Origin of the sequence: Methylobacter tundripaludum SV96 (assembly GCF_000190755.2) — a bacterium.
In the GTDB taxonomy this organism is placed as follows: Bacteria; Pseudomonadota; Gammaproteobacteria; order Methylococcales; family Methylomonadaceae; genus Methylobacter_A; species Methylobacter_A tundripaludum.
The window spans coordinates 1,982,072-2,008,117 of the sequence record NZ_JH109152.1; the positions used below are offsets into that span (position 1 = coordinate 1,982,072).

The window sequence follows — 26,046 nt, forward strand, 5'->3', positions numbered from 1 at the left end:
CATTATGAAAAAAATATTAAGGCACGAGGCGAAAAAGGCAGGCTCTTTGCGCCTTTCGCCTTTAGCCCTTCGCCACCGCGGTTTTACCCTGCTTGAATTATTGGTGGTGCTGGGCATTATTGCGATGCTGGCCGGGATAGTCGGGCCGCAGGTTATGAAGCACATGGGCGAATCCAAAACCAAAGCGGCCAAGGTGCAGATTGAAGATCTGGCGGCCGCCCTGGATATGTACAAACTGGATCTAGGCAACTATCCGAGTTCCGAGCAAGGCTTGAAGGCCCTCATTGAATCGCCCGACAGCGCCAAACGCTGGAATGGCCCTTATTTGCGCAAAGCCAAGATGCCGTTGGATCCATGGCAGCAGGAATATCATTATGTCGCTCCCGGCGAGCACGGGAAATTTGATTTGTTCACCTACGGGGCAGATGGCAAGGAAGGCGGCGAAGGCGAAGATCAGGATATTGTTAGTTGGGAATAATTTTTGAGGCGCAAGGCAAAAGGCGCAAGGCGAAAGGCGGAAGATGTCTCGTTCCTGCGCGCTACGTGGGAGGCAAGCCGCAGCGCGGCTTTACCTTGCTGGAGTTGACCGTAGTGCTTTTTGTCGTTGTTTTGGGTTTTTCCGTGATCGGTCTTAACCTGTCATCAGGGAGTGACACAACAGAAATCAAGGCGGCGGCACGAGATATGGTATCGGCGCTGCGTTATGCCAGAGGCCAGGCTTTAATGACGCATCAAGAAACCACGGTTGCCCTTGATCTTGGTAACAACAGTTACAGGGTCAGCGGTCGGGACAAGCTTTATCAAATACCCAAGGGTATTGATGTCACCGTGGTGACTGCGCAAACCGAATTAACCGGGGAAGGCACGGCGAACATCCGTTTTTTTGCCGATGGTTCCTCTACCGGAGGAAGAATCACGCTGGAGCGGGGACAGACATCGTGGAAAATCGATATAAATTGGTTAACCGGCCAAATTGAGCTTGAAAATGAATAGACAATGCGGCTTTTCTTTACTGGAAATCCTGATTGCGTTTTCAATCCTGGCGCTTTCCTTGGGGATTTTGCTGAAGATATTTTCTGCCGGTGTTAATACCGCAGGCGTTGCCGAGGAATATACCGCAGCCGTCCAAATTGCTGAATCGCTAATGGCCCAAACAGGCATTGAAGCGCCCTTAAAGCCAAGCGAAGCGACCGGGCTGGAAAATGAAAAATACCATTGGCGGGTGTCCGTCAGCCCGTTCCAGTTCACTGCTGAAAATTTAGACGTCACGGCTATAACGGCAGTGCTTTTTAAGATTAAGGTTGTCGTAAGCTGGGGGGAGGATGCCCGTGCCGCCGGTAGACAGGTTGAGTTAACAACATTGAAACTGGTGAATAAGGTGTTATGAACGGTACAAGCAAGGCGAAGGGCGAAGGGCGAAGGGCGAAGCGCCATTCTTCCAGCGCCGCGGCGGGCTTTACGCTAATTGAGGTTCTGATAGCAATGACACTATTAAGCATTATGGTGGTGCTCTTGTTCAGCAGCTTGAGAATTTGCGCCCAAAGCTGGGAACAGGGAGAAAACAAAATAGCCGAAGTCAATGAGGTCGCCGTAGTCTATAACTTTTTTCAGCGGCATTTATCCTCAGCCCTCCCTGTATGGAATGATTTTTCCGCCGGGGATGGCGAGTCTGCCGCAAGCCGGGCGGAATCGGGCACCGCGACGGAAAACCAGAATAAAACATTTTCTTTTCAAGGCAAAAAAAAGTCCTTGCAGTTTGTCTCGGTTTTTCCTGCAAGTGTCGGTAGAGCGGGTATGCAGCTGTTTTCGATACAGCCGCAGCAAGAAGATAAAGAACAGGTCATCAAGGTTTCCCTAACACCGTTTTTTCCGGTAACCGAAGGTGAAGAGTGGCACCGGGAAGAGGAGGTCTTGTTAAGGCATGTCAGCGATTTTACGCTGGCTTATTTTGGCGCTGATGATGAGGGCAAAAGCAGCTGGCAGGATGAATGGCTGGAAAAAGGCGTTCACCCCCGATTGGTCAAAATCAGCATCAACACGACAAATGGCGTTTTTTGGCCGGAAATGATTATAGCGCTTAACGTTACAGGCGAAACCGGCAGCACAGCGCTTGAAGGCAACCCGACAAATGTTGCCGCACCGGCGGAGGCCCCCAATTGATCCGGTCTGATGGTTTCGCCCTGGTTCTGGTTTTGTGGGTGTTGAGCCTGCTGACCATTATGGCCGGTAGTTTTGCGCTGAGTATGCGGCGGGAAGCGGGCATCGTAACCGGCAGCAGTAATAATGCCCAGGCCGCGGCTATCGCGGAATCTGGGCTTGCCGTTGCAGAACTGATGCTAATGCATCCCGACCCGCTACAACGCTGGCATACCGATGGCAGCATTTACCAACTGGATTACGCGGATTCGAAGGTCAGAGTTCGGCTACTCTCTGAAGCAGGCAAGGTGGATTTAAACAGCGCGGACCAGACGCTGTTACAAGGGCTCATGGTTCACGCGCCAGTTGATGAGCAGTTGCAAACCCGGTTGGTCAATGCGATTCTCGATTGGCGTGATGCGGATGACCTGATGCATATAGAGGGCGCGGAGAAAGAAGAATATAAAGACGCAGGATTAAACTACGGGCCTCGCAACAAGCCGTTCCAGTCTATTGAGGAATTACAGCTGGTATTGGGTATGAATGATCCCGTCTTCAAGTGGCTTGAAAACCGGGTCACAGTCTATTCGGGACAACCGCAGGTCGATTTGACCCAGGCATCCCAAGAAGTTTTGCAGGTACTGCCGGGAATGGATCCCGAATTGATAAACGAATATATCGCAGCAAGGCGGGAAAGTGCTATAAACGGCCTACCGGCGCCGACAGTTCCGGTAGTAGGTTCTAATAGGGTATCCGGACAAACGGGTGAGAATGCGCCTGCAATAGCTGTCGCTGCCGGTAATGGCGCGGCGCAACAAGGCGTGATGGCGGTTATTGCCGAAGCGCTGTTGGATGATGGCACAACGGCCGTCATCAATACGGTGATAAAAAAATCGGATAGTCCTCCGGGGGCGTCGCCGTTTCAGGTTCTGAAATGGCAGCGTAACGCCGCCGTCGATGGTTCCTTATTTACAGATGAAACAGATGAGTTACTTGTGAGACAGTATGCCGAACCTGAATTCAACCATTGATCTGGACGTTAAAAAGTTCTTCCGCTGGTGGCTGCGCGAACTTGACTTTCTGGTGCCTGAAAAGATCAGACAGTTGGTTAATGAAAAACGGGGCTTCATCATCGTTCGTCCCGAAGGCAATCAATTAGCGCTGACCTACAGACTTAATGAGCAAGCCGAGCCTTTGGCAATACTGGAGCGCAACGCTTCGGGCATAGCGCAATATAAAGCCTTGCGAGCCAACGATGAACGGCTGGCTAAAGCGAATTTAATCCTTCGGCTAACAGCGCAAGAGGCCATTCAAAAAGAACTCGCCTTGCCGGTTGCCGTCAAAGAAAACCTGTCCCAAGTTGTCGCCTATGAACTTGACCGCTATACGCCGTTTAAGGCGGAACAGGTTTATTTTGCGGTTAAGCCGCTGGAAGGCGAGCATGAACCCGGACAAATCAGGGTCATGCTGGTATTAACGCCCAAGGAAACGCTTGATGCGCTGTATGAAGACATCAAGGCCATGGACATGTCGCCGCTGTTCGTCGATTACGAGGCGACGCCGAATGATCTTGAGCAACGTTATGACGGCTACAATTTATTGCCGGAGAGCCTAAGGGACAAAACCGCAAATACACCGCGACTGATTTACACGGCACTGATTGCGGCGATCTTTTTATTGTTGGGCGCGGTGCTGGCGCTGCCGGTCTTGTTTGAATATCAAACGGTCAATGCCTTGCAGGAAAAAATCGATGCCATAGAAAAGGATGCCAAGGAAGTTAAGGCCCTGCAGCTGGAGATCGATGCGATGATAGACGAAACACGGCTATTGATAGCGGAGAAAAATGCGGCTCCACCGGTCATTGAGATGTTGAATACCTTAAGTGCGCTAATCAAAGATAATACCTGGTTGTCCTACATACAGTACTCGGACGGGCATCTGCAAATACAGGGCGAGTCGCCCGCCGCTTCGGCATTGATCGGCGTTTTGGAAGACTCCGAATTGTTTGCCAACGCCCGGTTTGTCTCGCCGGTCACCCAGGATAAAGCCAGCGGGCAGGAGCGCTTCCAGGTTACCGTTGACGTTACCCCGGCGGTTGCGGCTCCCCCCGCCCAATCGAACGCCGCACCGGCTGCTTTGGCATACACACCGTCCTTGGCTATCGGGAGACGCAAGTGATCGACATCGGAAGTAAGCAAATGCAGCGATGGTTGGCCGTCGCCCTATTGGTTGCGGCAATACTGCTTGTCAGTCTGGCCGTTATAGTGCCGCTGGCTAACAAAGGATTGGAACTGCTCGACGCCAAAAATAATCTTGTTTTCAGGATACAGCAATATGAGCGGATTCTGGCAAGAAAAGACGCTGTCATTGCCAGCATGATCGCCATAAAAGAACAGTATCAAAATCGTGGCCTTTTGAACCGGCAGAGTACCGGCGCTTTAGCGTCCGCCGAGGTTCAGGAGTTCATTAAAAAAGTAATTACGGAGGCAGGCGGGCAATTGAGCAGCACTCAGGCGCTCCCCCTTAGCACCAAAAATGAATTTAGCCGGATAACCGTCAGCGTAAGGATGACGGGTAATAGCGAAGTGTTACGGGCGGTGCTGTACAAGCTGGAAACATCGACTCCGCTGCTTATTATCAATCAGATAGAGATCAGGCCGATGCGCGGCGTAAGAAGCAGGACAACGCGCCAGATCGAACCGAGTAACGAATTAAATATTAATTTTCAGGCGGTCAGCTTTATGAGGAGGCTGCCGGAATGAATAATAAACTCATGAAATTGCTGGTATCCGCCTGCATTAGCCTGTGCTTGATTATTACCGGAGAGTGGCTGTATGCAAGCTATATGCGACACCGTTTGCTGACGTCGCTTACCTCGGAAAAACCGCAAGACTATAAAACGGATGAGTTGCCCGAAATAGAATTGACCAAACAGCCGGAAGAAAGTTACGTTGACCTGGTTGCCAGGCCGTTATTTATTAAAGACAGAAGGCCGGTAGCTGAGCCGAATCAGGAGACAGCGCAAAGCGCCGCCTCTAAATCCGAGAGCTTTGATTGGCAACTGAACGGAATTTACAGCACAAAAAAAACCGTCTCGGCCTTATTCGGTCGGCCTAAATCAAAGCTTGTCAAAGATCACACTCGAAAAATAACCGTCGGCGACGATATTGACGGCTGGAAATTGACTGAAATAAAAAATGACCGGGTCGTGCTTAAACAAGGTAGTACCGAGAAGGAACTACTGCTTCGAAAGCCGAAATTAAAAGCATTACCGCAGGGGGAAAACAGTCCAACGCCGAGTACACCGGCGCCCGCGCCTGCTACTGCTCCTGCACCAGCGCCTGTTCCAGCAGCTATTCCAGAACCTGCAACAGATAATACTGAAGATACACCGGAGGGAAACCCACAATGATTAATATCAAAAAAGTAACAACAACGTCTTGTTTGGTGGTCTTGGGTTTAACGCTGTCAAGTTGTGAATCGCTCGGGCCTCAGCCTATGGCAAAACTGCCGTTGACGCCGGTGAGAAAAGAGCAAACCGATGTGTCTATTGAACAACTGAAAAACAAAGCGCCCGCTACTGCGGTAACGCGGGAAAAGCCTGAGTTGTTTCCCGGTACCAACCGGTTTATACCGGGAGCCGCAACGCAGCATAGAACACCCCAAAGCCGCGGCGAGGGTGCATACAGTCTCAATTTTGATGAAGCCGATTTGGGTGAAGTGGCCAAAGTTATCTTAAGCGACATCCTTGGACAAAACTACGTACTCAGTCCCAAGGTGGCCGGCAAGGTCACCCTGCAAACGACCGATCCCTTAAGTAAAGAGGAGCTGATTCCCACCCTTGAAATGCTGCTGCGCATGAACAATGCCGTCCTGGTTAAGGATGCCAGCATTTACCACATCGAACCGGCCAGCGAAGCCCTGTACAGCTCCAGTTTTGCAGCGCCCAATACTGGCGGAAGGTCCGGCTTTCAAGTCAGGGTTATTCCGGTTAGAAATGTCGCCGTGCAAGATATTGTCGATGTGATCAAACCACTGGTGCAGGAAAAGACCATTCTCAATGTCGATAGTACGCGCAATATCCTGATCGCATCCGGCACCCCTAATGAACTGGGACGGGTAATGGACATGGTCAGCGTTTTTGATGTCGATGTGTTGAAAGGACAATCTTTTGGCCTGTTTCCATTAGCCCATGTTGAGCCGGAAACTATTATTAAAGAACTGGAGGAGATTTTTCGTAAAGAGGGCAAGGAAGGAGAGAGTAACTTTTTTCGTTTTATTCCGGTTGAAAGATTGAATGCCGTGATGGCGATTACGCATCAGGCCGGCTATTTAAAGGATATTGAAAACTGGATATTTCGCCTGGATCGGGCAAATACTGCATCCGGCGGCGGAGTGAATGTTTATAGGGTTCAAAATGTCGATGCTGAAGAACTGGCAGCAACGTTGAATGAGATTTTTACCGGTGCTGCCAAGAAAGAAAAATCCGCCAAAGTTGCACCTGGAGAAAAGGCGGCTGAATTAACCAATAAAGCGCCTGAAAAACAAAACGTTCCAAAAACATCCACGCCAACCGGAGAGGCGGAGGTTGCCAATGTGGGCGAGGTAAGAATTATTTCGGACGTGGCCAATAATTCGGTCATTGTTGTCGCCACGCCGCAGGAGTACGAAGTTATTCTCCCTGTTATCAAGCAGCTGGACTTATTGCCGTTACAGGTGTTGATTGATGCGACTATAGTTTCCGTGAAATTGACAGACTCATTAAAGTACGGAATACAATGGTTTTTAGATCATGGCGGCAGTAGCATCAGTAGCGGCAATGGCGCGGCTACACTAGGCAGTATAGCCACGGCAAGTGCTGCGGCTTTTACATCAGGCGGATTGACCGCAATTTATAACTCCGGCATAGTTAATGCCTTGTTAAGCGCCCAGGCTAATAAAGGCAATGTCAACATTATTTCATCACCCTCTTTAATGGTGCTGAATAATCAAGAAGCTAAAATCAACGTCGGCGATCAGGTGCCGATACAAACAGGCACGTTAGGAAGCGTCGTCGGTAGTGGTGGCACCACAGGAGCGACCACCGCTATACAGAGTTCAATACAATACAAGGATACCGGCGTTACCCTGGAGGTTACTCCCAGGGTCAATGCAAACGGCATGGTTATTATGGACATAAAGCAAACTGTTAGCTCTGCTGTCAAAACGGAGACAGGGGTTAATACTTCACCCACCATCCAGAAAAAAGAGATTGAGAGTTCTGTCGCTGTACAGGATAGTGAAACTATCGTGTTAGGCGGTTTGATTGACAATAACAATAGTAATGCAATTGGAGGAATTCCTTGGCTAAATGAGCTGCCATGGATAGGGCCATTATTCGGCAATACGGACAGAGAAAATATCAAAAATGAACTCGTTGTTCTGATTACACCGCGCGTAGTAAAAAGCAAGCAGGATTCCAGGCTGATTTCTGACGAATTCAAGCGCAAATTAACCGGAATTTATGAGTATAAAGCCGCTGCTCCAGGAAGTCCGGCAGTAGAATAGCCGATGAGAAAAACTTTGTGGTAAATGGCGTTATGCAGGGGTGCAAGCCGGGTGCAGTGCGCCCCGGCCGGCTGCCAACTATTTTAAAGCGTAGTTACTTCATTACCCTTGCCGATTAACACGACATCCGCAGGGCGCATCGCAAAAATGCCGACGGTGACTACGCCGGTAATATTGTTGATGATTTGTTCCAGTTTGATCGGCTCGATAATATCCAGGTTATGCACATCGAGAATCACATTGTGGTTATCGGTAATAAAGTTTTCCCGCCATACCGGCTGACCGCCTAATTTAACAAGCTCTCGGGCAACATAACTTCTGGCCATCGGAACGACTTCAACCGGCAAAGGGAATTTGCCCAGCACATCGACGCATTTGGTCTCGTCGGCAATACAGACGAATTTTTTGCTGGCTGCGGCGATAATCTTTTCGCGAGTCAACGCGCCGCCGCCGCCTTTGACCAGCTGTTTATGGGGATTGACTTCGTCTGCTCCGTCCACATAAACGTCCAGCGTACCCACCGCATTCAAATCAAGCACCGGGATGCCGATTTTCTTTAAGCGTTCGGTACTTGCAATCGAGCTGGAAACAGCGCCCTCAATATCCGCCCTGAAATCGACCAAATAATCAATAAAGTGATTAACGGTAGAACCTGTACCTACGCCGATAATGGCAACATCTTTAATATAGTGTAAAGCGGCTTGAGCCACTTTTTGCTTTAGTTCATCTTGAGTCATAAGGTTATCCTGATTTTAGTTATAGGTATGTAAAGGGTGTGTGATAATACAGCAGATAGAGTTGTCCGGAAAAGTTTTGTTCTCTCGGGCAGAAAGACATCCGCTGTAGCGCGTGCCATGCGCACCGTGGGAGCTAAGGTGCGCACAGCGCACCCTACGTTTACAGGATAAACTTATCTCGATCGCTATACAAAGATTACCCCGCTGATTTTTAAAAAATGCCGCTACGATAAATTAAAGCCCTCATGTTCATCCTGCACAGCTCCAATAAAACCGAAAACCTGGTCTTTCACCTGACCGCCGTCATTGAGAACTCGGCGCTGGCATCGCCTTTTGCCAAGGAAGTCTTCTTGATTCAAAGCCAGGGCATGGAACGGTGGTTATCGCAGCAGTTAGCCAGTCAATTTAAAGTCTGGGGGAATTACGAGTTTTTATTTCCCGGCAAGTTTTTCAGCTCTCTGGCGCAGAACATCGACAGCCGCTTAAGCGATGCGGCTTTCGAGCGTAATTTAATGCTCTGGCGGATTGAAGCGTTGCTGCGTCGACTGCCAGGGATGACGGCCGAGACTGCTCCCGGCAGTCCTCGGCATTTCCTCCCTCCCTGGAGGTCAGAAGTGTCGCAATCGGTAGGGAACCGATGCGACCGATTGGACGGCGAGGTGTTTTTGCCGTTAACGCAATACCTGTCCGGCGAAAATGTCGCCTTAAAACGCTACCAGCTGGCCCAGCAGCTGGCGCAGATTTTCGACCAATACCAGATGATGCGGCCGGATATGCTGGCGGCCTGGCAAAAGGGCCAATTGCTGCATCAAACGGCAACCGAACGCTGGCAACAAGCAGTGTGGCTGCAAATAACCGAGCAGACCGGCAACAAGCACCGGGGCTCGTTATGGCTGGATGTAATCGCCAAGTTGAATGCCGCAGAAGAAGGCGCGTTTAGCGCGCAATTGCCGGAGCGGATTTCGGTGTTCGGACTTAATACCATGCCGCCGTTATTTTTAAGTTATTTGGAAGGCCTGTCCAAACATTGCCAACTGCATCTTTATTTACTCAATCCGGCACAGGATTTTTGGGCCGATCTGGCCAGCAAACGGCAGAGAGCGAACGACGAAAATTTTACCGGCCATCCCTTGTTATCGACATTAGGCCAACAGGGGCGCGAGTTTCAGGAGATGTTGCTGGAGCAGGCGCAATTCGATTTGGAACCGGAAAGCTTTGAGCTGAGCGAGGCGCAAAATAATCTGCAACGGCTGCAAAACGGTATTTTAAATAATAGCCTGGATGAACAGCCGCTTCAAAAAGACGACTCGATCAGCATTCATGCCTGCCACTCCCGAATGCGCGAGGTGGAAGTGTTAAAAAACCAGCTGCTGCAAGGACTGGAAAACGACCCGACGCTGGAGCTGCGCGACATTGTGGTGATGGCGCCTGATATTCAGGTGTACGAGCCGTTTATTTCCGCCGTGTTCGACGACATCCAACATGCCATCGCCGACCGCAGCTTGCGCCTGAGCAACAACGCGCTGGACGCCTTCATCCGCTTTTTGGACTTAAGCCAAAGCCGTTTCGGCTGGCAGACAGTGCTGGATTTACTGGAGCAGCCGGTGGTGTATCCGGGTTTCGGCTTGTCCGAGGTCGACCTGGAGCTGATCAATCACTGGGTTCAGGATACCCATGTGCGCTGGGGCAAGTCGGCGCAACACAAGCAAGAACTCGGCCTCCCCGAACTGAGCGAAAACACCTGGCAGGCGACGCTGGACCGGTTGCTGATGGGCTATGCGGTAGGCAGCGATCAGGATTTTGTTGCCGACGTATTGCCTTATCGGGATATTGAAGGCTCCTCGGCGCTGGCCTTGGGCGGCTTGTGCGATTTTATGCAGCTGTTGTTTAAAGCCGGCAAGGAACTCAAACAGGCGAAACCGCTAAAAAACTGGAGCACACAGCTTTATTATTACGCCGACCAGTTATTGGCGGCTGCGGAACCGGTCGAACGCCAGCAGCTTAACGAACTGCTGGCGGAATTATCCGCCGAGCTGGCCGCCGTGCACAATGACGATGTCGAGCTGCAAGTGATTATCAGCTGGCTGGAAGGCATGGTCGCCGAGCGCAAATCATCCAACGGTTTTTTGCGCGGCCAGCTGACCTTTTGTTCGATGCTGCCGATGCGGTCTATTCCGTTCAAAGTGATTGCGCTGTTGGGCATGAATGACGGCGAGTTCCCCAAAATCGACCGTAACCCGACCTTTGACTTGCTGGCCCAACACTTTCGCAAAGGCGACCGCTCGCGCCGCAGCGATGACCGCTATCAGTTCCTGGAAATCCTGTTGTCGGCCAGACAGCAGCTGATTATGACCTACATCGGCCAGTCGATCAGCCACAACGACGCCATTCCGCCGTCGGTGGTGATCAGCGAATTGCTGGAGGTTTTGCAGCGCGGCGGCGACTTGATTACCCGGCACCCGCTACAGCCATTCAGTCGGCGTTATTTCGACGGAACTTCGGATGTATTCAGCTTTTCCGAAGCCGATTGCGAAACCGCCAGGGCATTGTCCCGTAGGGGCGACCGGCCGGTCGCCCAAGCTGACTTGTGGTGGCAAGGCGCCCTCCCCCCAGAAACCGAGGAAACCGAAGTCATCGAGCTAAGCGAATTGTTCAGTTTCTTCCGGCATCCTCAACGTCACTTCATGCAGCGACAAATGGATTTACGCTTTAGCGGCATGGAAGCCGATGCCGAAGAGCGTGAGCCGTTTTCTGTCGCCAAGCTGGAGGGTTACGCTATTTATCATGAATGGATACACGAGGCGCTAAACGGCAAACCGGTCGCGGTAAAAAAACTGCAGGCCCAAGGTCGGTGGTTGGCGGGAGTGCCGGGAGAGCTGGAGTTCGACCGACAGCAGCAGGTAATTAATGGCTTTGTCGAACGAATCAAAGCCAAAAACCTGGGCGAGCCGTTGGACGATTTACCGGTAGACATAAGCATCAACGGCTACCGCTTGGTCGGCAAGCTCGGCAACCTTTATCAACACGGCAGCCTGTTTTATCGCTACGCCGATCTTAAGGGCAAGGATTTTGTCTGTGCGTTGCTGCATCACCTCATCATTAACGCAGTTCAGCCGCAGTCGTCGTTTTTGCTCAGCACCGATGAGGACTTGGAATTTATGCCCGAACATTGCCAGCCGGAGCAGCTGAGCGCATTGATAGAAATATACCGGCTAGGCCGAAAACAGCCCGATGCGTTTTTTGTCGAACCGGCCATGGCCTACATCAAACAGGCCCACAAGCTGAAAGCCAGCAGCCGCGCCTCAAAGTCGGCGTTGGATGCCGCAATCGAGCAATTGTCCAGAGCCGTAGAGCAACCCTACGAGCCGGAACTCAGGCGGCTTTACGGCAATGTGGCGGACTTGGGGCCGGTGCTGGGTGAGTCGTTTGAGTTGCAATGCCAAAGTTTGTTGCAGCCGGTTTGGGATTCAACGCATTAAAAACAAATCAGCCTCAATCCCGCCGCCCATCAACTTTTTAAGCGCGGAAGCTGGGTTGTTTTTGTTTGTATGCCATATTCTGTTGTTTTATACTCGACCCAAGCAAAACAATCAATTGGATGGAATGATGAGGGATATACGACAAAATAGGTTTTTTATAAGACAATCTATGTCGTATATATTATGTTAGCCGCCATGAATACGCCACTCTCGCCGCAAGAACGAATGGATGCCGCGTTTAACAATTACTTCGCGCTGTCAGACATCTTGCAGAAAGACCTATTGGCCTTACTTGATGGTGAATCCGACTCGCAGCATTGGCGCCGCAACTACATTCGCGTCAGTGCGTCGCTTATTGAAGGCTACGTACATTGTCTTCGCGAAATGTGCGCGGTCAGCTTCGAGTGCATTGCACCTGAAATCGGTCAAAAAGAGACGGAAGTCCTCCGTTCAGAGCGTAACTTCGATGCGAACGAGCGCATAAAGCTCACTCTTCGTGTTGCGTACAAACTATTTGAGTTGCAGCCCGCGCCAAACTTCGGCGGCTCTGAGTGGCATCGCGCGCAACGCGTTCTTAAAAAGCGCCATCTTCTTATGCACCCAAAGAGTTCCACCGACCTTCAGATTTCAGACGATTTATGGGATGAACTGTATGGTGACGTTACTTGGTTAATTGAACAGCTTTTCAACTTCATGTCTGCGCTAGAGAAGAAGCATGGCTACTAACCCTGCGCTCAAGTGGGACTGCGCAAAAGCACGCCGCTCCTTAGCTCCACGTTAGGCAATAATAGAGAAAAATGCGAGTAATCATCGGTCTTGTTTTCTTCATAGGTTTCCTCGGAGTTTGTAACGCAAAGTGTCTATTCATGCCACTGGTAACCGCCGAAATAGAGTTTGAGCAATGCCAAGGAGTGAAATTTGATGCTTCAAAATCCAAAATCGATTGGTTTCCTGGAAAACCCGAATACATCCAACAGCAGGGCGAGACAATAGTCGGCACGTTAATTGTCGGTAAAATTAAGTCCTCTGGCTTTGAACAGAAAAAATCAGGATACAAAACTCCTAGTTCGTGGAGAAAAGGCTCAATAAAGACATTATTTATCGAGCGTGATTCGCAAGAAATTTGCCCAGAAGTCTTTCCGGGTACTTATAGAGTAAAGCAGTCGGAGAGATGCTGTGATGTATTGCCCTTTAGCGGAGAGTGCTTGGTTCCAAGCACCATTTCCGTGGTTGAGATAATGAAGTCAACGCGGTAATGCGTTTCCGGTGCAATAGGGCCGTAGGGTGTGGTAAGGAACGAACCGCACCTTTTACGTTACTCTCGATTGATGCGGTTCACTGTGTTCACCTTACCCTACGATTTAAACGACTATCACGACATTTTGCAGCTATTAAACATTTTTAGGAAAACGCATGGCATTCTGTAATTCGGTAACGGCAAAGATGGTGGACTTCATCCGGGAAGTTGGCATCGAAGTCATTGAAAAACCATTTAGTGAAGAGACATTCATTCCCGGCATTTATATTGAAAAGGGAAAATTGCTGGTTGACGAAGAGAAATTACTCTACCCCGGCGATTTGCTCCACGAAGCCGGGCATATCGCAATGGTTCCAAGTCACCTGAGACATTATGCTACCGGTAATGTCGGAAAGATCGATGAAATCGGCAATTCCTACGAAGTCGAAGCGATTGCCTGGTCTTGGGCCGCCGTTGTTGCTCTTGGAATCGATCATGAAATACTCTTCCACAATAACGGCTATAAAGGAGCATCTCAATCGTTGCTGTTCAATTTTCGGGTGGGTGTCTATATTGGTTTCAAAGGCATTGAAGATGCCGATATGGCTTATACCAACAATAAGGCCGCGGAATTAGGCATCGAGCCTTTTCCCATCATGCAAAAATGGCTTCGCGATTGATTACACACACCGCACATCAAAATTCGGTTTTCTATATTTCTTTCCCAGCTCTCTCAGCCATGTAGGCCGGAAACGCCACCTCGCGCTACGCTTGAGTGGTCTTATTCCGGCCTATGAAGTTAACCAACGGGCAAACCGTTTCGGGTATCAAGATTTCCAGTGCAGTAGGACTTCGAAAAGGGCGCAATGCCCCTCCTTTAAATACGACGATTTTTAATTCCCGCTCAAACCCAAAATAGCATCCACAACCAACCCCGTCCCTATCGCGATTAACAGTATATCGGAATCCACGCGCGCGTAACGGTAGCCGGGCTGTGGCGGCCCCAGCTGCATGACGATCGCCGGCGGCAAATCGTAGTAAATCACGTTACGCGGCAGCGGATAACCTATCTGCCACTTTTTTGCCTGTCCGGGCGGAACACAACCGTTATGCTTTTTGGCGAGGCCCGGCGGACAATGGCCGGTGCGAAACTGTTCGGCATAGTAATCATTGATGACGACTCGATGCCGGTCGTCGAAATAACGCTGCCCTCTAAAGTCGTGCTCGTCTCTTTGATGAAACGACCGATCATCGCGATCCCTGTCATGGCTTTGCTTGTCCCGCCGCTCATGTTTTTCGGCTTTATCGTGACCGCCCCATGAAGGCTTGTCGGCGAGCGCCGGGCCGGTCGCCAGCATTCCGGCGATGACAAGGGGTAGGATGTGACTTGTTTTCAAGGTTAATTGCTGCATGATTTTATCCACATAAGAAAGTTAATATCTGCTCACTGCCTTGTTTGCGCGCAATGCGATAACGAATTTTGAAGTTTGCTTAGGACGCAATACTACTGGCGATAATGCCGTCATTCAATAGGTAAAGACCCTGACAAAATACGACGAACTGCCCGGGAAGCTATATCTTATGCTTTAGCCCTGTCATCCATTCCTGTTGAGCATGCCTTTTATGCCCAACCTTGTGCGCGCAATACACACCAATTGGCATAGCCACAAACCTTATGCCGAAGCGTCAGACTTCGTCTGTTCCGGTTTTTTATAATTATCCACAAAGGCTTGTAGACCTTTTTGCACTAAGTCGTAAGTAGCGTCAATATTGTTGGCGATATTGCCTTCCTTTAATACGTTAAGACCCTCCAAAATATCCCGAGCATCTTTAAAACCTTTATCGATTCCGCCGCTAATCACCTTTGTGAATGAGCTTAGGGCGTCTTCGGTGCTTAAGTCCGGATGGCTAGCCTGATACTTATCAAAAAAAGCCGTACTCATTTGTACAATCCGATCAGCAGTGGCTTGCGGCGATACATCGAGACCGTCTTCATAGGCATGTTGAATGGCGTTGGGGCCAAGTTGCCCCTCTAACGCCTTGTTAACGCCTTCAATCGCAGTCTTAAATAATAAGACCATCGGTTGGTTGCCGGCGCTCAGGCTCACATCCATAGAGGCTTGTAAAATGCTTTGGTTTAATTGTTTTTTGGTCGTGACCGCCGCCGAGTCCTGCACATCGTCGGCTTTTTTTGTGTGCGCCTGTTCCGATACGTGGATATCGGACGGTACGCCGGCCTGTTTGGTCGTTTTAGCGGCATTGACCGTGTAGCTTGACGGTTGTTCTGATTTAATTTCCATCGACATTCCCCTCATCAAAGTGAGTGCTAACGTTACAAGTATTCAGTTTCTTTTGTCAGAAGAAAATAAACATTTACACTGTAATTATCGGCCACTAACACACAAACTGAATGTCTTTTTTCAGGATAAATTAACCGGGTCATACGGCACCGCTAAAGCCTCATGTTTTTTTATCTTTTCCTTGCCGCATAAATCAGTCATGTCGCCATCCTGCGCCTAGCCGAAAATCCTCGACTGTTTCCAGAGTGTCATGCTCGATAAACTTGGCTTTGCTGACAAAGGACAGGGATCCTCATACACAAAATGGCTGAACAATCGGCAGATGCGCAACTTGTTTGTGGTCAATATCCCAAAAAGAATACCGGCCTGATAGTCACAGGCCGGTATTTGCTGAAGGAAGATTTAGCTGGTTTTAGGTTCGGAATGTTCCCAGAACCGGTTGGCGATTAAAGTATCAAACAGGCCCAGTTTATCGCCGAAATGTTTAATGGCAACAATTGGAATCGGCGAATCCGCCATCAGTTCCGAGGTTACACTGCCGAGCAGAATAGTCACCGCGTTGCTGTGACCGCGGGTACTCATTACGATCAGATCGGCTTCAAGTTCCTTGGCTCTGCGCAAAATCGCCTTGGCTGGGATGCTGCTCTCGACAAAATCAGGTTTGATGGTTATGCCGTGCGTATCGATATTGGACAAGAACTCCTCAAAGGCATGCACCTCATGCCATTTGATCTCGCTAATATGCTCCTCGTAGCGTACCGTCGAATCGTCGAAATAGACATGTACCGCCGTTATCTCGCTCAAGCCGTGCAGTTTCGCCAGCGCAGTCGCCTGCGATAAACTGTCTGCCGAAGGCTGGGAAAAATCGATGGGAACCATAATCCGCTTGATGTCGCGGGCGGTGTCCTCAGGTACCATCCAGACCGAGGCGTTGGTGACCATCGCTAAGCGGCGGCCCAACGAGCGTTGCCCTGTGCGGCTTTTACGATGACCCAGCAGAATCAGGTCTGAGTTGGAGGTAACCGTATATTCAATCAGCTTGTCGAGACGCGATGCACCGCTCATGACGTGAGCGCTTAATGTCACCTCTTCTATAGCAGCCGCATCGAAATATTTTTCGACTTCATCGTAAATGCGCTGTTTGATGGACTCTTCCTGTTTTGGCCGCATCGGTTGCTTTTGCGGCGGAATCACATGCACGAAACGGAATTCCTTGGCAATGTCCCGCGCTGCAAGCGTGGAGGCATAATGCAGTAACTCAGCATCTTCATCGGTCATCGACAAGGGAACGGTAACGCAATTAAATTGTCCGGGCGAAGCCATGATTTTTTGCGCTTCGCCAGTAATTTCCACGAGATGTTCTTCGCGCTTAACCGGTTTATCCAGAAATTTAAACAGCACGGCATAAAGAATCAACGCGGAAAGAACGCCGGTCAGAAAGTCGGTCATGGGCACCATAATCGCGGTATAAAGCATCAAGCTTGCATGAAATTTATTGTGTTTCAAGACTTCTTTGATTTCAGCCGGTTTAAACATATTGCTCGCCACCCACAGTAAAATGCCGCCGATACAGGCCATCGGGACAAGTTCCAGATAGCTGGCTATATAATAAGCCAAAGCCAGTTTGAGGATCGCCTTGAAATAACCCGCCAGCGGAGTGACGGCTCCGGCCTTGATACTGGTTGCAGTCCGGGCCAGAGCGCCGGTGCAGGGAAAGCCGTTGACCAGCGGTACAATAATTTGCACCAAGCCCTGGCCCCAAAATTCCTTGTCGGGATTGAACGGGGTTTTACGGTTATCGGCAAGACGGTCGGCCATCGACGAACAAAGCAGGCTCTCGACCCCGGAAACGAAGACGATGGCTAAGGCGAAATAGATAATATCGATGATAACGCCCGAAGTCATGCCCGGCAGAACAGGCGGCGTAAAGACGAAAAAATGGTTAGGGATTGAGCCGTAAATATCGCCGACGACGATAATCCCCTTATCGCCCAATAATGTTGCCGCCACCACCGTCGATGTTGCGATAGCGATCAGCGGAGCCGGAATAAATACCGAAACGCGCAACAGATACTTGGTCAAGACAAAGGTGCCCAAGCCTATCAGTACCGACCAGCCGTTTATTTTGTCCAGATTAGAGAAGGCGAGCGTAATATTATGCAAAATACCGCCTTTTATGTCCTCATCCTGGCCCAGTAAGTCCTTGAAGTTTTCCAAGCCCAGAATATCCTCGACATTGGTCAGCGCGATAACGGCCGCAATGCCGACGGTAAAACCGACGACGATCGAATTCGGCACCAGTTTGGCGTATTTGCCGAGGCCGAATACGCCCATCAGCATTAATATCACACCGGCTATGATCGACACCAACACCAGAAACCCATGGGCTTCCGGAAAGGTGCCGCCGCCTGCTTCGCCGTACTTGGCCATTAGCCCGGCAATTAACGGAATAAAGGCTGCGGTAGGGCCGTAAACCTGATATTTGGAGCCGCCCCAGGTTCGGCCTACCGCACAGGCCAAAGCACCGGCAATAATGCCTTGCTCAGGACGAAGCCCCATCGCCATTGAAAAACCCATGGCCATCGGAATTGCGGTCAGCGCTACGATCAATCCGGCGCTAAAGTCCCGATAGGTCGTCTGTATCCAGGTTTCGCGGGTTAAATCCTCCCAGCGACTGTCAAACAAGGTGTTGAAAAGCTTTAATCGTTGCAAAATCATGGGTGATTTCCTCGTGAATGGGGTGTGCTGTTTTTTAGGTGCATGCTTTATTTATAGCCTGATGTATCTTTCAGTTGTAGATTTAATGGCTGTAACATCAGCCAACAATCAAAGTGTCGTCATAAAAACGGACTTCGCCGCTGGCAATATCATGATTGCCGCCGATAATCTCAATCGCGCGGCTTAGAATCATTTCTTTTAAAATGGGACTGCGCTCGATAATGGCATGCACTGTTTTTTTTACATTAATCGCGGCTACTTTTTCGACAAATTCCTCGTTGTCGGAATCGCGGTTTTTGGTCACGGATTTTTCAGCGTAGACAGCGGGTAGTATTTTGCTTAACAGCGCAGTCAGATTGCCCATTTCCAGGTGATCGCAAGCGCCTTTTATCGCTCCGCATTTGCTGTGCCCCAAAACCACGATTATCTTAGCCCCTAATATTTTGCAGCTGAATTCCATGCTGCCTAAAATATCTTCATTGATGACATTTCCGGCAATGCGTACGCTCAGCACGTCGCCCAAGCCCTGATCGAAAATCAACTCGACCGATGTGCGGGAATCTATGCAGCTTAAAATAACCGCAAACGGGTGTTGGCCGTCGGAGGTTTCATTCGCCTGTTGCAACAGGTTGCGGTTTACTTTAAGGTTGTTTACAAAGCGCTTATTGCCTTCTTTTAATAAGTCCAAGGCCATAGCCGGAGTAATGGCGGCTTGTAATTCTTTAGTTAACGTTTTCATTTTTTCGGATTTTGTATATCACTGTGTAGATTGGTAACGCTTATCCTAGCCCCTTAACCTTTCAACAACCTTTCGCAACACCATGAGTGCATGAACATTTTATTGATAGAAGACGACGCCGTTCTGGCTGACGGCTTGACGCACACCTTGAGCGGCAGCGGTTATTCGGTGACTTCCGCCACGACCGGCGGTTATGCGGATCAGCTGCTTCAGGCGCAAGGCTTCGATTTGATCGTGCTGGATTTGGGGCTGCCGGATATGGACGGGCTGGAACTGCTGCGCAAACTGCGCAGCAGGAAAATTCCGTTGCCGATTTTGATTTTGACGGCGCGCGACGGCGTCAACGACAGGATCAACGGCATTGAACAGGGCGCTGACGACTATATGACCAAACCCTTTGAGCTCCGGGAATTGGAAGCCAGGGTTCACGCGCTGATTCGGCGTTGTTACGGGGGCTTTAGCAACGATATTGTGATCGGCCGTTTGGCACTGGACACCCATAACCATCAGGTTTTGGTCGACGGCCAGACGATCAACCTGTCGGCGCGGGAATACGGCGTACTGGAAATCCTGCTGATTCAGGCCGGAAAAGTCGTCAGTAAAGACCGCATAGCGCAACGTCTGGCCGTGGATGGCGACGCGCTGACCGATAATGCTGTTGAAATCTACGTACATCGCTTGCGCAAACGCATCGAACCTTATGGCGCGGTGATCAGGACGGTGCGCGGACTCGGTTATTTGCTGGAGAGGTCGGATGATGAATAAACAGCGCAGTCTCAAAACCGAGATTCTTTTACGCTTGGCCGTTCCGTTGATTTTTTTTATCAGCGTCGAGTCGGTGCTGTCTTATTTTGTCACCTTGCACCATGTCGACGTGGCTTACGACCGCTGGCTGCTCGATTCCGCTCGGTCGCTAACCCAGGAAATCAAGGTGCGCGACGGCAAAGTGATCGTCGAATTGCCTCCGGCCGCACTTGAGATTTTTAAATGGGATGAATCGGACAAAACCTATTTTAAAATCATCTCGGAAGAACAAGGCATGCTGGCGGGCGACAAATTCGTACCCGAGCCGTTTGATGTGGAAACCGATTGGACGCGGCCTGTTTATTTTGACGACGAAATGTATGGCGAACCGGTCAGGGTGGTGTCTATGTTGATTACGCCTGAGCATAGCTCGGAAAAGGTATTCGTCCACGTTGCCGAGACCTTGAATAAACGGCGCAACATGATGATGGATATTTTGTTGGCCGACCTGGTGCCGCAGATGGTGCTGGTTTTGTTGGCCGGCATTTATCTGGTCGTTGGCGTAAAACGCGGCTTGCGGCCCTTGCACACTTTAGCCAATGAAATCGCCCAGCGCTCGTCGCGTGATTTGCGGCCCATTCCAGAACAGCATGTTTTTTTGGAAGTGCGGACGCTGACCGATACCATTAATGATTTATTGGAACGCTTGGGCTTAGCTATCGCCACCCAGCAACGTTTTATTGCCAATGCCGCGCACCAATTGCGCACCCCGCTGGCGGGCCTGAAACTGCAAGTCGAACGTGCCCAGCGCGAACAGGACTTGTCGGCAATGAAGCCTGCGCTGATACAGATCCAAGGCAGCGCCGACCGGATGTCGCATCTGACCACGCAATTATTGATATTAGCCCGGTCGGAACCCATTGATGGCGATTATGAATTGCGGCCGGTCGATTTATGCAAACTGGCAAAAGAAACCTGCATGGACTGGGTGCCTAAAGCGTTGCAGCGGCATATGGAGCTTAGTTTTGAAGGCTCTAAGCGGGCATTGTATGTGCGCGGCGATGAAGTTCTGCTGCGGGAATTGCTGGCTAACTTGTTGGATAACGCCATTTGTTACGGTCATGACCAGGGCAATATAATAGTTAAAGTCCAATCTTACCCATCGCCCTGCCTGATCGTCGAAGATGATGGACCCGGTATACCTGAGGTTGAAATGGGCAAAGTTTTCGAACGATTTTATCGCATCCCCGGAAGCCCCGGCGACGGTTGCGGATTGGGACTGGCAATCGTCAAGGAAATTGCCGATTTGCATAAGGCGCGGCTTGAGTTACACCGCCTTAGTGCGGTAGGCGGCACTCAAATCGAGCTGTTTTTTAAGGAACCGTGAAAATAAACCCGTTGACTGTTGCGGACCGAATTGAGTTTATTCTTCAGATAGTTTGGACCCCAGTGCCGGACGGGGCATGTTGCCCCGTTCGGAATGTTTTGAGTTGATGGAGTATAGCCACTTAGCTCAGCGACCCGCAAAACGTTAGGGACGGGGTTACAAACCCTCGTCCCGCTTGAGTTTAGAGGCTTGAATTACATTAACGCCGATAGCTTCGCCAACACCTCAGATAGAACCTCGTCGGAAACCGAAGAAATTTTCTCTGCACGCCTCGCTGTCCAATCGAGATTGCGCACTTGATCAGCCAGAATCACACCGTTTACGTGGCCATTGGGTAGCGCCACCTCGAATGGATATCCTTTCGTCTGGCTAGTGATAGGGCAAATTAGAGCCAAACTTGTCTTTGCGTTGTAGGCCTTTGGCGATAGTACCAACGCTGGTCGACGACCGGCCTGTTCGTGCCCAGCCTGTGGATCAAAGGTGAGCCACACGATGTCACCGCGCTCTGGAGCGTATTTTGTCGCCATCAGGCAGCAACCTCCCGACCGACTGCCTCGCCCCAATCTATTGATTCGTGCAAATTATCAGGGGTAATGCCCTCCAAAAGATCAGATAATTTGTACTCGCGATTCAAGCTTGGCTCTATAACAAGCCGGTCGCCTTCTGTTTTGAGGTCTACCGGTGACCCCACGCTAAGATTTAACTGTGCGAGCATCGTTGCCGGTAAACGCACCACCGCGCTATTGCCCCACTTCTTGATTTGAGTTTGCATCGCCATTCTCTCGAAGAATATTTAAAGTAGCTTCATTGTAGCGACTCCTCAGTATGGTAGCAACTTTGTAGCCACATAAACCAGCTTTTAAAGGGTTATTTAACGCATAGCGTGCAAGTGACAGTATGATTAACGCCGAACCTATAGCGTTTTTTGTTGCTAAAAAGACAATCGGTAACATGTTGGTTTTTATTAGAAATGGCAACAAGCCCGGCCAACAAATTTATTTTTTTGCAAACTTACAACTTATTTGCCGATTTGTTGCCCTGTCATCAAACTGTAATAAAACCGTCATTAAGCTGTCATTTAATTTCCATATTCTTGCTCAAACTTTTTTGATAACAACCAAGAGCAAAATATGAAAATATCTAAACTTACATTGGCAATCGCTACCGTTTTAGGTGCAGGCGCAACATCCGGCGCTTTTGCCATGGATCTTTATGTTGATACCAAAACCAAACAGATTTATGCAGAACCCGGTCGTGGCCGGGAACTTATGGGGTCTTTCGAAAAAGTTCAGAGCGCTACTGCCAAACCAGCGGTTAAAGCAGAAGACCAGGCAGAAATTAAAGCGATTCGTGAAGATTTGGCTTTAAAAGACAATGCTATTAAAGCGCTGGAAGAACATGCAAAAGAAGAAACAGCTCCTGGAAAAGCTCATGTTAAACTCGACGACGGTATCCATTTTGCGACCAACGACGGCAATTTCACCGCCGGTATTAACGGTCGTTTGCAAGTGGATTCTCAGACCAATGTGACCGACCGTGTCGCCACTGCTACCGGACCTAATCCGAATAACCAATTGGCTGATGGCATGTCGATTCGTCGTGCCCGTCTGGGGGTTGAAGGTACATTCTTTAAAAGTAGTTTTTACAAATTTGAGTACGATTTCACTCGCGGTAACGGCACGACAGGCGCCGGGGTTACCGATGCTTTCATTGGTTATAATTTTTCCAAACCGTTTTCAATTAAATTCGGTGCTTTCAAAGAGCCGTTCAGCTTAGAAGAAGCCACCAGCAACCGCTATATCACATTCATCCAACGTAACCAAGCCGTCGACACTTTCGTCGACGACCTGAATACTTACAAAATGGGTATCGGCGCTAACTATGCGACCGATCGCTGGCAGGTGGCTACATCGTTACAAACAGAACCTGTTGGCGCAAACGGCGCCAGCAACAGCGCGACCGGCACTAACGGAAACGCTAACCGTAACGGCAGCAGTGGCGATACTAACTGGGAAGTTAACGCTCGAGTGACCGGCATGCCGTGGATGGAAAGCAAAACCAAGTTCCTGCATGTAGGTACATCGGGGTCGTATATCAATGTTAATAACAATTATTTGGCTGACGGTAGTGCGTTACGTAGCGGTGGTATTTCGTACGCCCACGGCCTCAATAATAACGTAGACCGTACCAATATAGTAAATACGGGGAATCTGACTTCAGGCAACAGCCGTACAGGGAACCAGGCAAATCATCTGACCCGTTTTGGCGCAGAATCTGCTCTGGTCTATGGGCCGTTTTCAGCACAAGGCGAATATATCGCGACGAATGTTACCGGCAGAGGCTATGACAATGAAACTCTGGATGGTTACTACGGCTATGTAACCTATTTCTTAACTGGCGAGTCGCGTAATTATAAATCCAAGACCGGTGCCTGGGATCGCTTAAAACCCAATCGTAATTTTGATATGAAAGGCGGCTGGGGTGCATGGGAGCTTGCAGCGGGTTACGATGCGCTCGATTTGAATACTCTTAACATAAAAGGCGGAAGAACATCAACTGCGAAGTTTGGCGTCAACTGGTATCCTAATTCGCATGTGCGTGTAATGGCTAACTGGGTTCATGCGCTGGATATTAATACCGGAGCAGTTGCCAATACGACTAGTCGTGCATTTAACAATGCCGATTTGGACGCGATTGAAACACGCGTTCAGCTTGACTGGTAAAGATGGGTTAAGACTCGTTAGATTGGTGCTTACTCTTAAGGCAGTTTAACGAAATTGACTCTGGCGAAAGCCAATACACAGCCGCACTGAATCTTCAGTGCGGCTTTTTTTATGGTCGCCAATCCTATAAATCACCTGCCTTAACTGGCCAATATTCTCAATCATGCCCCATTATTTTTAATTGGGTACGCAGGTTTTCAAGCTCCTCCATCAAATCCAGCGCCAGCGCGATACCGGCCAGATTGACGCCCAGATCATGCTGCAACCTTAGCGCGGAGCGTACCCGCACCAGACATGTTCCTGAAAAACGCCACAAATGTATATCGTCTCCTTCCGGTTCGATAATGCTTTCTTCAACCAGACTGATAACCCAGTCAGCATGAACGCCGCAAGCATGGCACAGTTGCTCCAGAGTCAGACTGTCATCTTCAATGACCGTTCCGGTATGCACTGGCAATAAATCATGTGAATTCATAGGCTTTTTACCCCCAAAGATAAGCGCGGGTTAAAATCAAGTTCTTGCTGCATTTTTTGGTAGACCGCTTTGGCGCGCTCGGTGTTTGCAGGCGGCAGTGCGATTTGCAGTACGACGAAAAAATCGCCCTGCGTTTTGGCTGGAAGCCCTCGGCCTTTTAAACGCAGCTTGCTGCCTTGCCGGGAATTGGGCGGTATTTTCAGGTCAACGCTTCCTTCCGGCGTAGGCACTTTTATTTTAGCGCCTAATGCCGCCTCCCAAGGCGTAACGGGCAGCTCCAGGTAGATGTCGGTTTCGGAAACCCGATACAGCGGGTGGCTGTTAAAGGCTATTTCAAGCAGCAGGTCGCCGGCTTTGCCGCCGCCTGAGCCGGGGTCGCCCTGCCCTGCCAGCCGGATATGTTGTCCGGGTTTAATGCCTTTGGGAATTTTGATGTTCAGGCTTCGGTGTTTAACCTTTACATAACCTTGCACATCCATTTCCGGCGTGCTCAGGGAAATATTGCGCGTCGAGCCGTGGATACTGTCTTCCAGGTCGATATAAATTTTTGCATGGCTGTCCTGTCCCCGCACATGAAAGCCGTGCGGCCCACGGTCAGTAGGACGAGATCCGGCGCGTCCGAACAATTGTTCAAAAAAATCACTAAAGGCGCCGGCGTCGCCACCGGTAAAACCGCCACCTTTGAACTCGAAGCCTTCATCCCAGTTTGGCGGCGGCCTGAAATCCTCACCGGCTTTCCACTTGGTACCCAATTTATCGTAAGCGGCTCTTTTTTCAGGGTCCTGGAGTACTTCGTAAGCTTCGCCCAGTTCCTTGAATTTTGCCTCGGCATCCTTTTCCTTGCTGACATCGGGATGGTATTTACGCGCCAGTTTACGATAGGCGCGCTTGACTTCGTCCTGAGTGGAGTTTCTGGATAGCCCCATTATCTTGTAGTAATCTTTATACTGCATGCTGTGCCCGTCCGATTACAATTGAGAACCTGAAAAATTCAGGTAGATTTGGTATTTCCATGCCAGCATAAATCAGTTAATGGTGAGCTTCAAGCATTCAGCCAAGGCGACAAGCTTGTCAGGCCGGCCGCCAATCATTCAAGCTTAAAAAACCTCAAACCATTTCGGCTTGAAAAAAATAATATAGAGTAAAAAGAACTCCGATATGGGGACAAACGCGAAAATATAATGAACAACCAGAATGGCTAAACATAGCAGCAGGCGCTTTACAAACAGAGTAAAAGTGATCATTGGCATCTTATTCACCTATTGGGTTGCCTTTAGGGTATGCCTACCACTCAGGTTGTTCTATTTTTACAAAATCCGGATTAATGGCGTAATGGGAGCCTGGAATTATTCCTCCGACATGACATTGATGCGTTTTGGTTTAATGGCTTCCCGTTTGGGAATGATGATTTCCAGTACGCCGAGTTTGCATTTTGCATTGATGGCATCGCCATCGGCAGAATCGGGCAGGCTGAATCGACGATAAAAAGAACCGGAGGTTCTTTCGACCCGTTTATAGCCTTCTTTTTCAGTTTTGGATTCGGTTTCTTTTTCGCCTTTTACCGTCAACACGCCTGCTTCCATGCTGACTTCGATGTTTTCCGGTTTAACACCTGGAATATCGGCAAGGATAACGAATTTATCGACTTCTTCTTTTATATCGACCGCAGGAGCCCATTCTGCGGTTGCAATCGAACCTTCACCCGCTTTTTCATCCCGCGAAAGCGTCAGTTCTCTTTGTAATTGGTTCAGTAATCCCCACGGTTCATAACGTACGATAGCCATTTCTTGTCTCCTAAAGATTAATGTCTTAATTCAATAACAA

27 protein-coding genes are annotated in these 26,046 nt (G+C 49.7%); 16 read left to right on the forward strand and 11 right to left on the reverse strand.

The genetic code is table 11. The features are described 5' to 3' along the window. The first annotated feature begins 4 nt into the window (after positions 1 to 4). From gspG to gspD, 9 genes are read left to right on the forward strand one after another with little or no spacing between them, the layout of a single operon-like run. A complete protein-coding gene (gene gspG / locus METTU_RS09010) occupies positions 5 to 478 on the forward strand; it encodes a type II secretion system major pseudopilin GspG (protein WP_006891100.1) in 474 nt (157 codons plus the stop codon). After that, complete coding sequence (locus METTU_RS09015; RefSeq protein ID WP_006891101.1) at positions 469 to 993, forward strand: GspH/FimT family protein; 525 nt, start codon at positions 469 to 471, stop codon at positions 991 to 993. The genes gspG and METTU_RS09015 overlap by 10 nt, the downstream gene beginning before the upstream one ends. Beyond that, entirely contained in the window at positions 986 to 1,387 is a 402-nt protein-coding gene (locus METTU_RS09020; RefSeq protein WP_006891102.1) for a type IV pilus modification PilV family protein, read from the forward strand. The genes METTU_RS09015 and METTU_RS09020 overlap by 8 nt, the downstream gene beginning before the upstream one ends. After that, on the forward strand, positions 1,384 to 2,160 hold the full coding sequence (locus tag METTU_RS09025) for a prepilin-type N-terminal cleavage/methylation domain-containing protein (RefSeq protein WP_006891104.1): 777 nt from the start codon (positions 1,384 to 1,386) through the stop codon (positions 2,158 to 2,160). Before METTU_RS09020 ends, METTU_RS09025 begins: the two co-directional genes overlap by 4 nt. Then, entirely contained in the window at positions 2,157 to 3,167 is a 1,011-nt protein-coding gene (locus METTU_RS09030; protein ID WP_006891105.1) for a type II secretion system minor pseudopilin, read from the forward strand. Before METTU_RS09025 ends, METTU_RS09030 begins: the two co-directional genes overlap by 4 nt. Then, positions 3,142 to 4,314, forward strand: a complete 1,173-nt coding sequence (locus METTU_RS09035; protein ID WP_006891108.1) for a PilN domain-containing protein — start codon at positions 3,142 to 3,144, stop codon at positions 4,312 to 4,314. The genes METTU_RS09030 and METTU_RS09035 overlap by 26 nt, the downstream gene beginning before the upstream one ends. Beyond that, positions 4,311 to 4,898: a type II secretion system protein GspM gene (gspM, locus tag METTU_RS09040; RefSeq protein ID WP_006891109.1), complete on the forward strand. Its 588-nt coding sequence runs from the start codon at positions 4,311 to 4,313 to the stop codon at positions 4,896 to 4,898. The genes METTU_RS09035 and gspM overlap by 4 nt, the downstream gene beginning before the upstream one ends. Beyond that, a complete protein-coding gene (locus METTU_RS09045) occupies positions 4,895 to 5,548 on the forward strand; it encodes a hypothetical protein (protein WP_006891110.1) in 654 nt (217 codons plus the stop codon). The genes gspM and METTU_RS09045 overlap by 4 nt, the downstream gene beginning before the upstream one ends. Next, positions 5,545 to 7,683: a type II secretion system secretin GspD gene (gene gspD / locus METTU_RS09050; protein WP_006891111.1), complete on the forward strand. Its 2,139-nt coding sequence runs from the start codon at positions 5,545 to 5,547 to the stop codon at positions 7,681 to 7,683. Before METTU_RS09045 ends, gspD begins: the two co-directional genes overlap by 4 nt. A gap of 83 nt (positions 7,684 to 7,766) precedes the next feature. Here the strand turns inward: gspD and rpiA are convergent, their stop codons facing one another. After that, positions 7,767 to 8,420 carry a ribose-5-phosphate isomerase RpiA gene (gene rpiA, locus METTU_RS09055; RefSeq protein ID WP_006891112.1) on the reverse strand — a complete coding sequence of 218 codons (654 nt, stop codon included), beginning with the start codon at positions 8,418 to 8,420 and terminating at the stop codon, positions 7,767 to 7,769. Positions 8,421 to 8,665: 245 nt separating this feature from the next. Here rpiA and recC point away from each other — a divergent pair, with 245 nt between their 5' ends. The 4 genes from recC (at position 8,666) to METTU_RS09075 (ending at position 13,816) form a co-directional block, all read left to right on the forward strand. Next, a complete protein-coding gene (gene recC, locus METTU_RS09060) occupies positions 8,666 to 11,899 on the forward strand; it encodes an exodeoxyribonuclease V subunit gamma (RefSeq protein ID WP_006891113.1) in 3,234 nt (1,077 codons plus the stop codon). Between the two features lie 195 nt (positions 11,900 to 12,094). Continuing rightward, complete coding sequence (locus METTU_RS09065) at positions 12,095 to 12,625, forward strand: hypothetical protein (RefSeq protein ID WP_169624879.1); 531 nt, start codon at positions 12,095 to 12,097, stop codon at positions 12,623 to 12,625. A gap of 71 nt (positions 12,626 to 12,696) precedes the next feature. After that, a complete protein-coding gene (locus tag METTU_RS09070) occupies positions 12,697 to 13,155 on the forward strand; it encodes a hypothetical protein (protein ID WP_006891115.1) in 459 nt (152 codons plus the stop codon). 157 nt (positions 13,156 to 13,312) lie between these two features. Continuing rightward, positions 13,313 to 13,816, forward strand: a complete 504-nt coding sequence (locus METTU_RS09075; RefSeq protein WP_006891116.1) for a hypothetical protein — start codon at positions 13,313 to 13,315, stop codon at positions 13,814 to 13,816. A 213-nt stretch (positions 13,817 to 14,029) separates the two neighbouring features. On the opposite strand, the gene METTU_RS09080 is transcribed toward METTU_RS09075, so the two are convergent. From METTU_RS09080 to METTU_RS09095, 4 genes are all read right to left on the reverse strand, one after another. Continuing rightward, positions 14,030 to 14,533, reverse strand: coding sequence for an RcnB family protein (locus METTU_RS09080; protein WP_040580297.1), 504 nt, complete (start codon positions 14,531 to 14,533; stop codon positions 14,030 to 14,032). A gap of 276 nt (positions 14,534 to 14,809) precedes the next feature. After that, entirely contained in the window at positions 14,810 to 15,436 is a 627-nt protein-coding gene (locus METTU_RS09085) for a DUF5610 domain-containing protein (RefSeq protein WP_006891118.1), read from the reverse strand. A gap of 402 nt (positions 15,437 to 15,838) precedes the next feature. Then, positions 15,839 to 18,154 (reverse strand): SulP family inorganic anion transporter, encoded by a 2,316-nt coding sequence (locus tag METTU_RS09090; protein WP_006891119.1) that lies wholly within the window; start codon positions 18,152 to 18,154, stop codon positions 15,839 to 15,841. A 97-nt stretch (positions 18,155 to 18,251) separates the two neighbouring features. Then, positions 18,252 to 18,893 (reverse strand): carbonic anhydrase family protein, encoded by a 642-nt coding sequence (locus METTU_RS09095; RefSeq protein WP_006891120.1) that lies wholly within the window; start codon positions 18,891 to 18,893, stop codon positions 18,252 to 18,254. A gap of 90 nt (positions 18,894 to 18,983) precedes the next feature. Between METTU_RS09095 and METTU_RS09100 the strand changes: the two genes are divergently transcribed. Together METTU_RS09100 and METTU_RS09105 are read left to right on the forward strand one after the other, a co-directional pair. Then, entirely contained in the window at positions 18,984 to 19,658 is a 675-nt protein-coding gene (locus METTU_RS09100) for a response regulator (RefSeq protein ID WP_006891121.1), read from the forward strand. Further along, positions 19,651 to 21,024, forward strand: a complete 1,374-nt coding sequence (locus tag METTU_RS09105; protein WP_006891122.1) for a sensor histidine kinase N-terminal domain-containing protein — start codon at positions 19,651 to 19,653, stop codon at positions 21,022 to 21,024. Before METTU_RS09100 ends, METTU_RS09105 begins: the two co-directional genes overlap by 8 nt. 194 nt (positions 21,025 to 21,218) lie before the next feature. Here METTU_RS09105 and mazF read toward each other — a convergent pair whose 3' ends face one another. From mazF to METTU_RS24010, 3 genes are read right to left on the reverse strand one after another with little or no spacing between them, the layout of a single operon-like run. After that, entirely contained in the window at positions 21,219 to 21,551 is a 333-nt protein-coding gene (gene mazF, locus METTU_RS09110) for an endoribonuclease MazF (protein ID WP_006891123.1), read from the reverse strand. After that, complete coding sequence (locus METTU_RS09115) at positions 21,551 to 21,796, reverse strand: AbrB/MazE/SpoVT family DNA-binding domain-containing protein (RefSeq protein WP_006891124.1); 246 nt, start codon at positions 21,794 to 21,796, stop codon at positions 21,551 to 21,553. Before METTU_RS09115 ends, mazF begins: the two co-directional genes overlap by 1 nt. Further along, complete coding sequence (locus METTU_RS24010) at positions 21,765 to 21,977, reverse strand: hypothetical protein (RefSeq protein WP_217182803.1); 213 nt, start codon at positions 21,975 to 21,977, stop codon at positions 21,765 to 21,767. The genes METTU_RS09115 and METTU_RS24010 overlap by 32 nt, the downstream gene beginning before the upstream one ends. Before the next feature lie 177 nt (positions 21,978 to 22,154). Here METTU_RS24010 and METTU_RS09125 point away from each other — a divergent pair, with 177 nt between their 5' ends. Beyond that, positions 22,155 to 23,747 carry an OprO/OprP family phosphate-selective porin gene (locus METTU_RS09125; RefSeq protein ID WP_006891125.1) on the forward strand — a complete coding sequence of 531 codons (1,593 nt, stop codon included), beginning with the start codon at positions 22,155 to 22,157 and terminating at the stop codon, positions 23,745 to 23,747. 157 nt (positions 23,748 to 23,904) lie between these two features. On the opposite strand, the gene METTU_RS09130 is transcribed toward METTU_RS09125, so the two are convergent. The 3 genes from METTU_RS09130 to METTU_RS09140 form a co-directional block, all read right to left on the reverse strand. Next, on the reverse strand, positions 23,905 to 24,222 hold the full coding sequence (locus METTU_RS09130) for a chaperone modulator CbpM (RefSeq protein ID WP_006891126.1): 318 nt from the start codon (positions 24,220 to 24,222) through the stop codon (positions 23,905 to 23,907). Next, positions 24,219 to 25,175, reverse strand: coding sequence for a DnaJ C-terminal domain-containing protein (locus METTU_RS09135; protein ID WP_006891127.1), 957 nt, complete (start codon positions 25,173 to 25,175; stop codon positions 24,219 to 24,221). Before METTU_RS09135 ends, METTU_RS09130 begins: the two co-directional genes overlap by 4 nt. A gap of 393 nt (positions 25,176 to 25,568) precedes the next feature. Continuing rightward, entirely contained in the window at positions 25,569 to 26,006 is a 438-nt protein-coding gene (locus METTU_RS09140; RefSeq protein WP_006891129.1) for an Hsp20/alpha crystallin family protein, read from the reverse strand. Between the last annotated feature and the right edge of the window lie 40 nt (positions 26,007 to 26,046).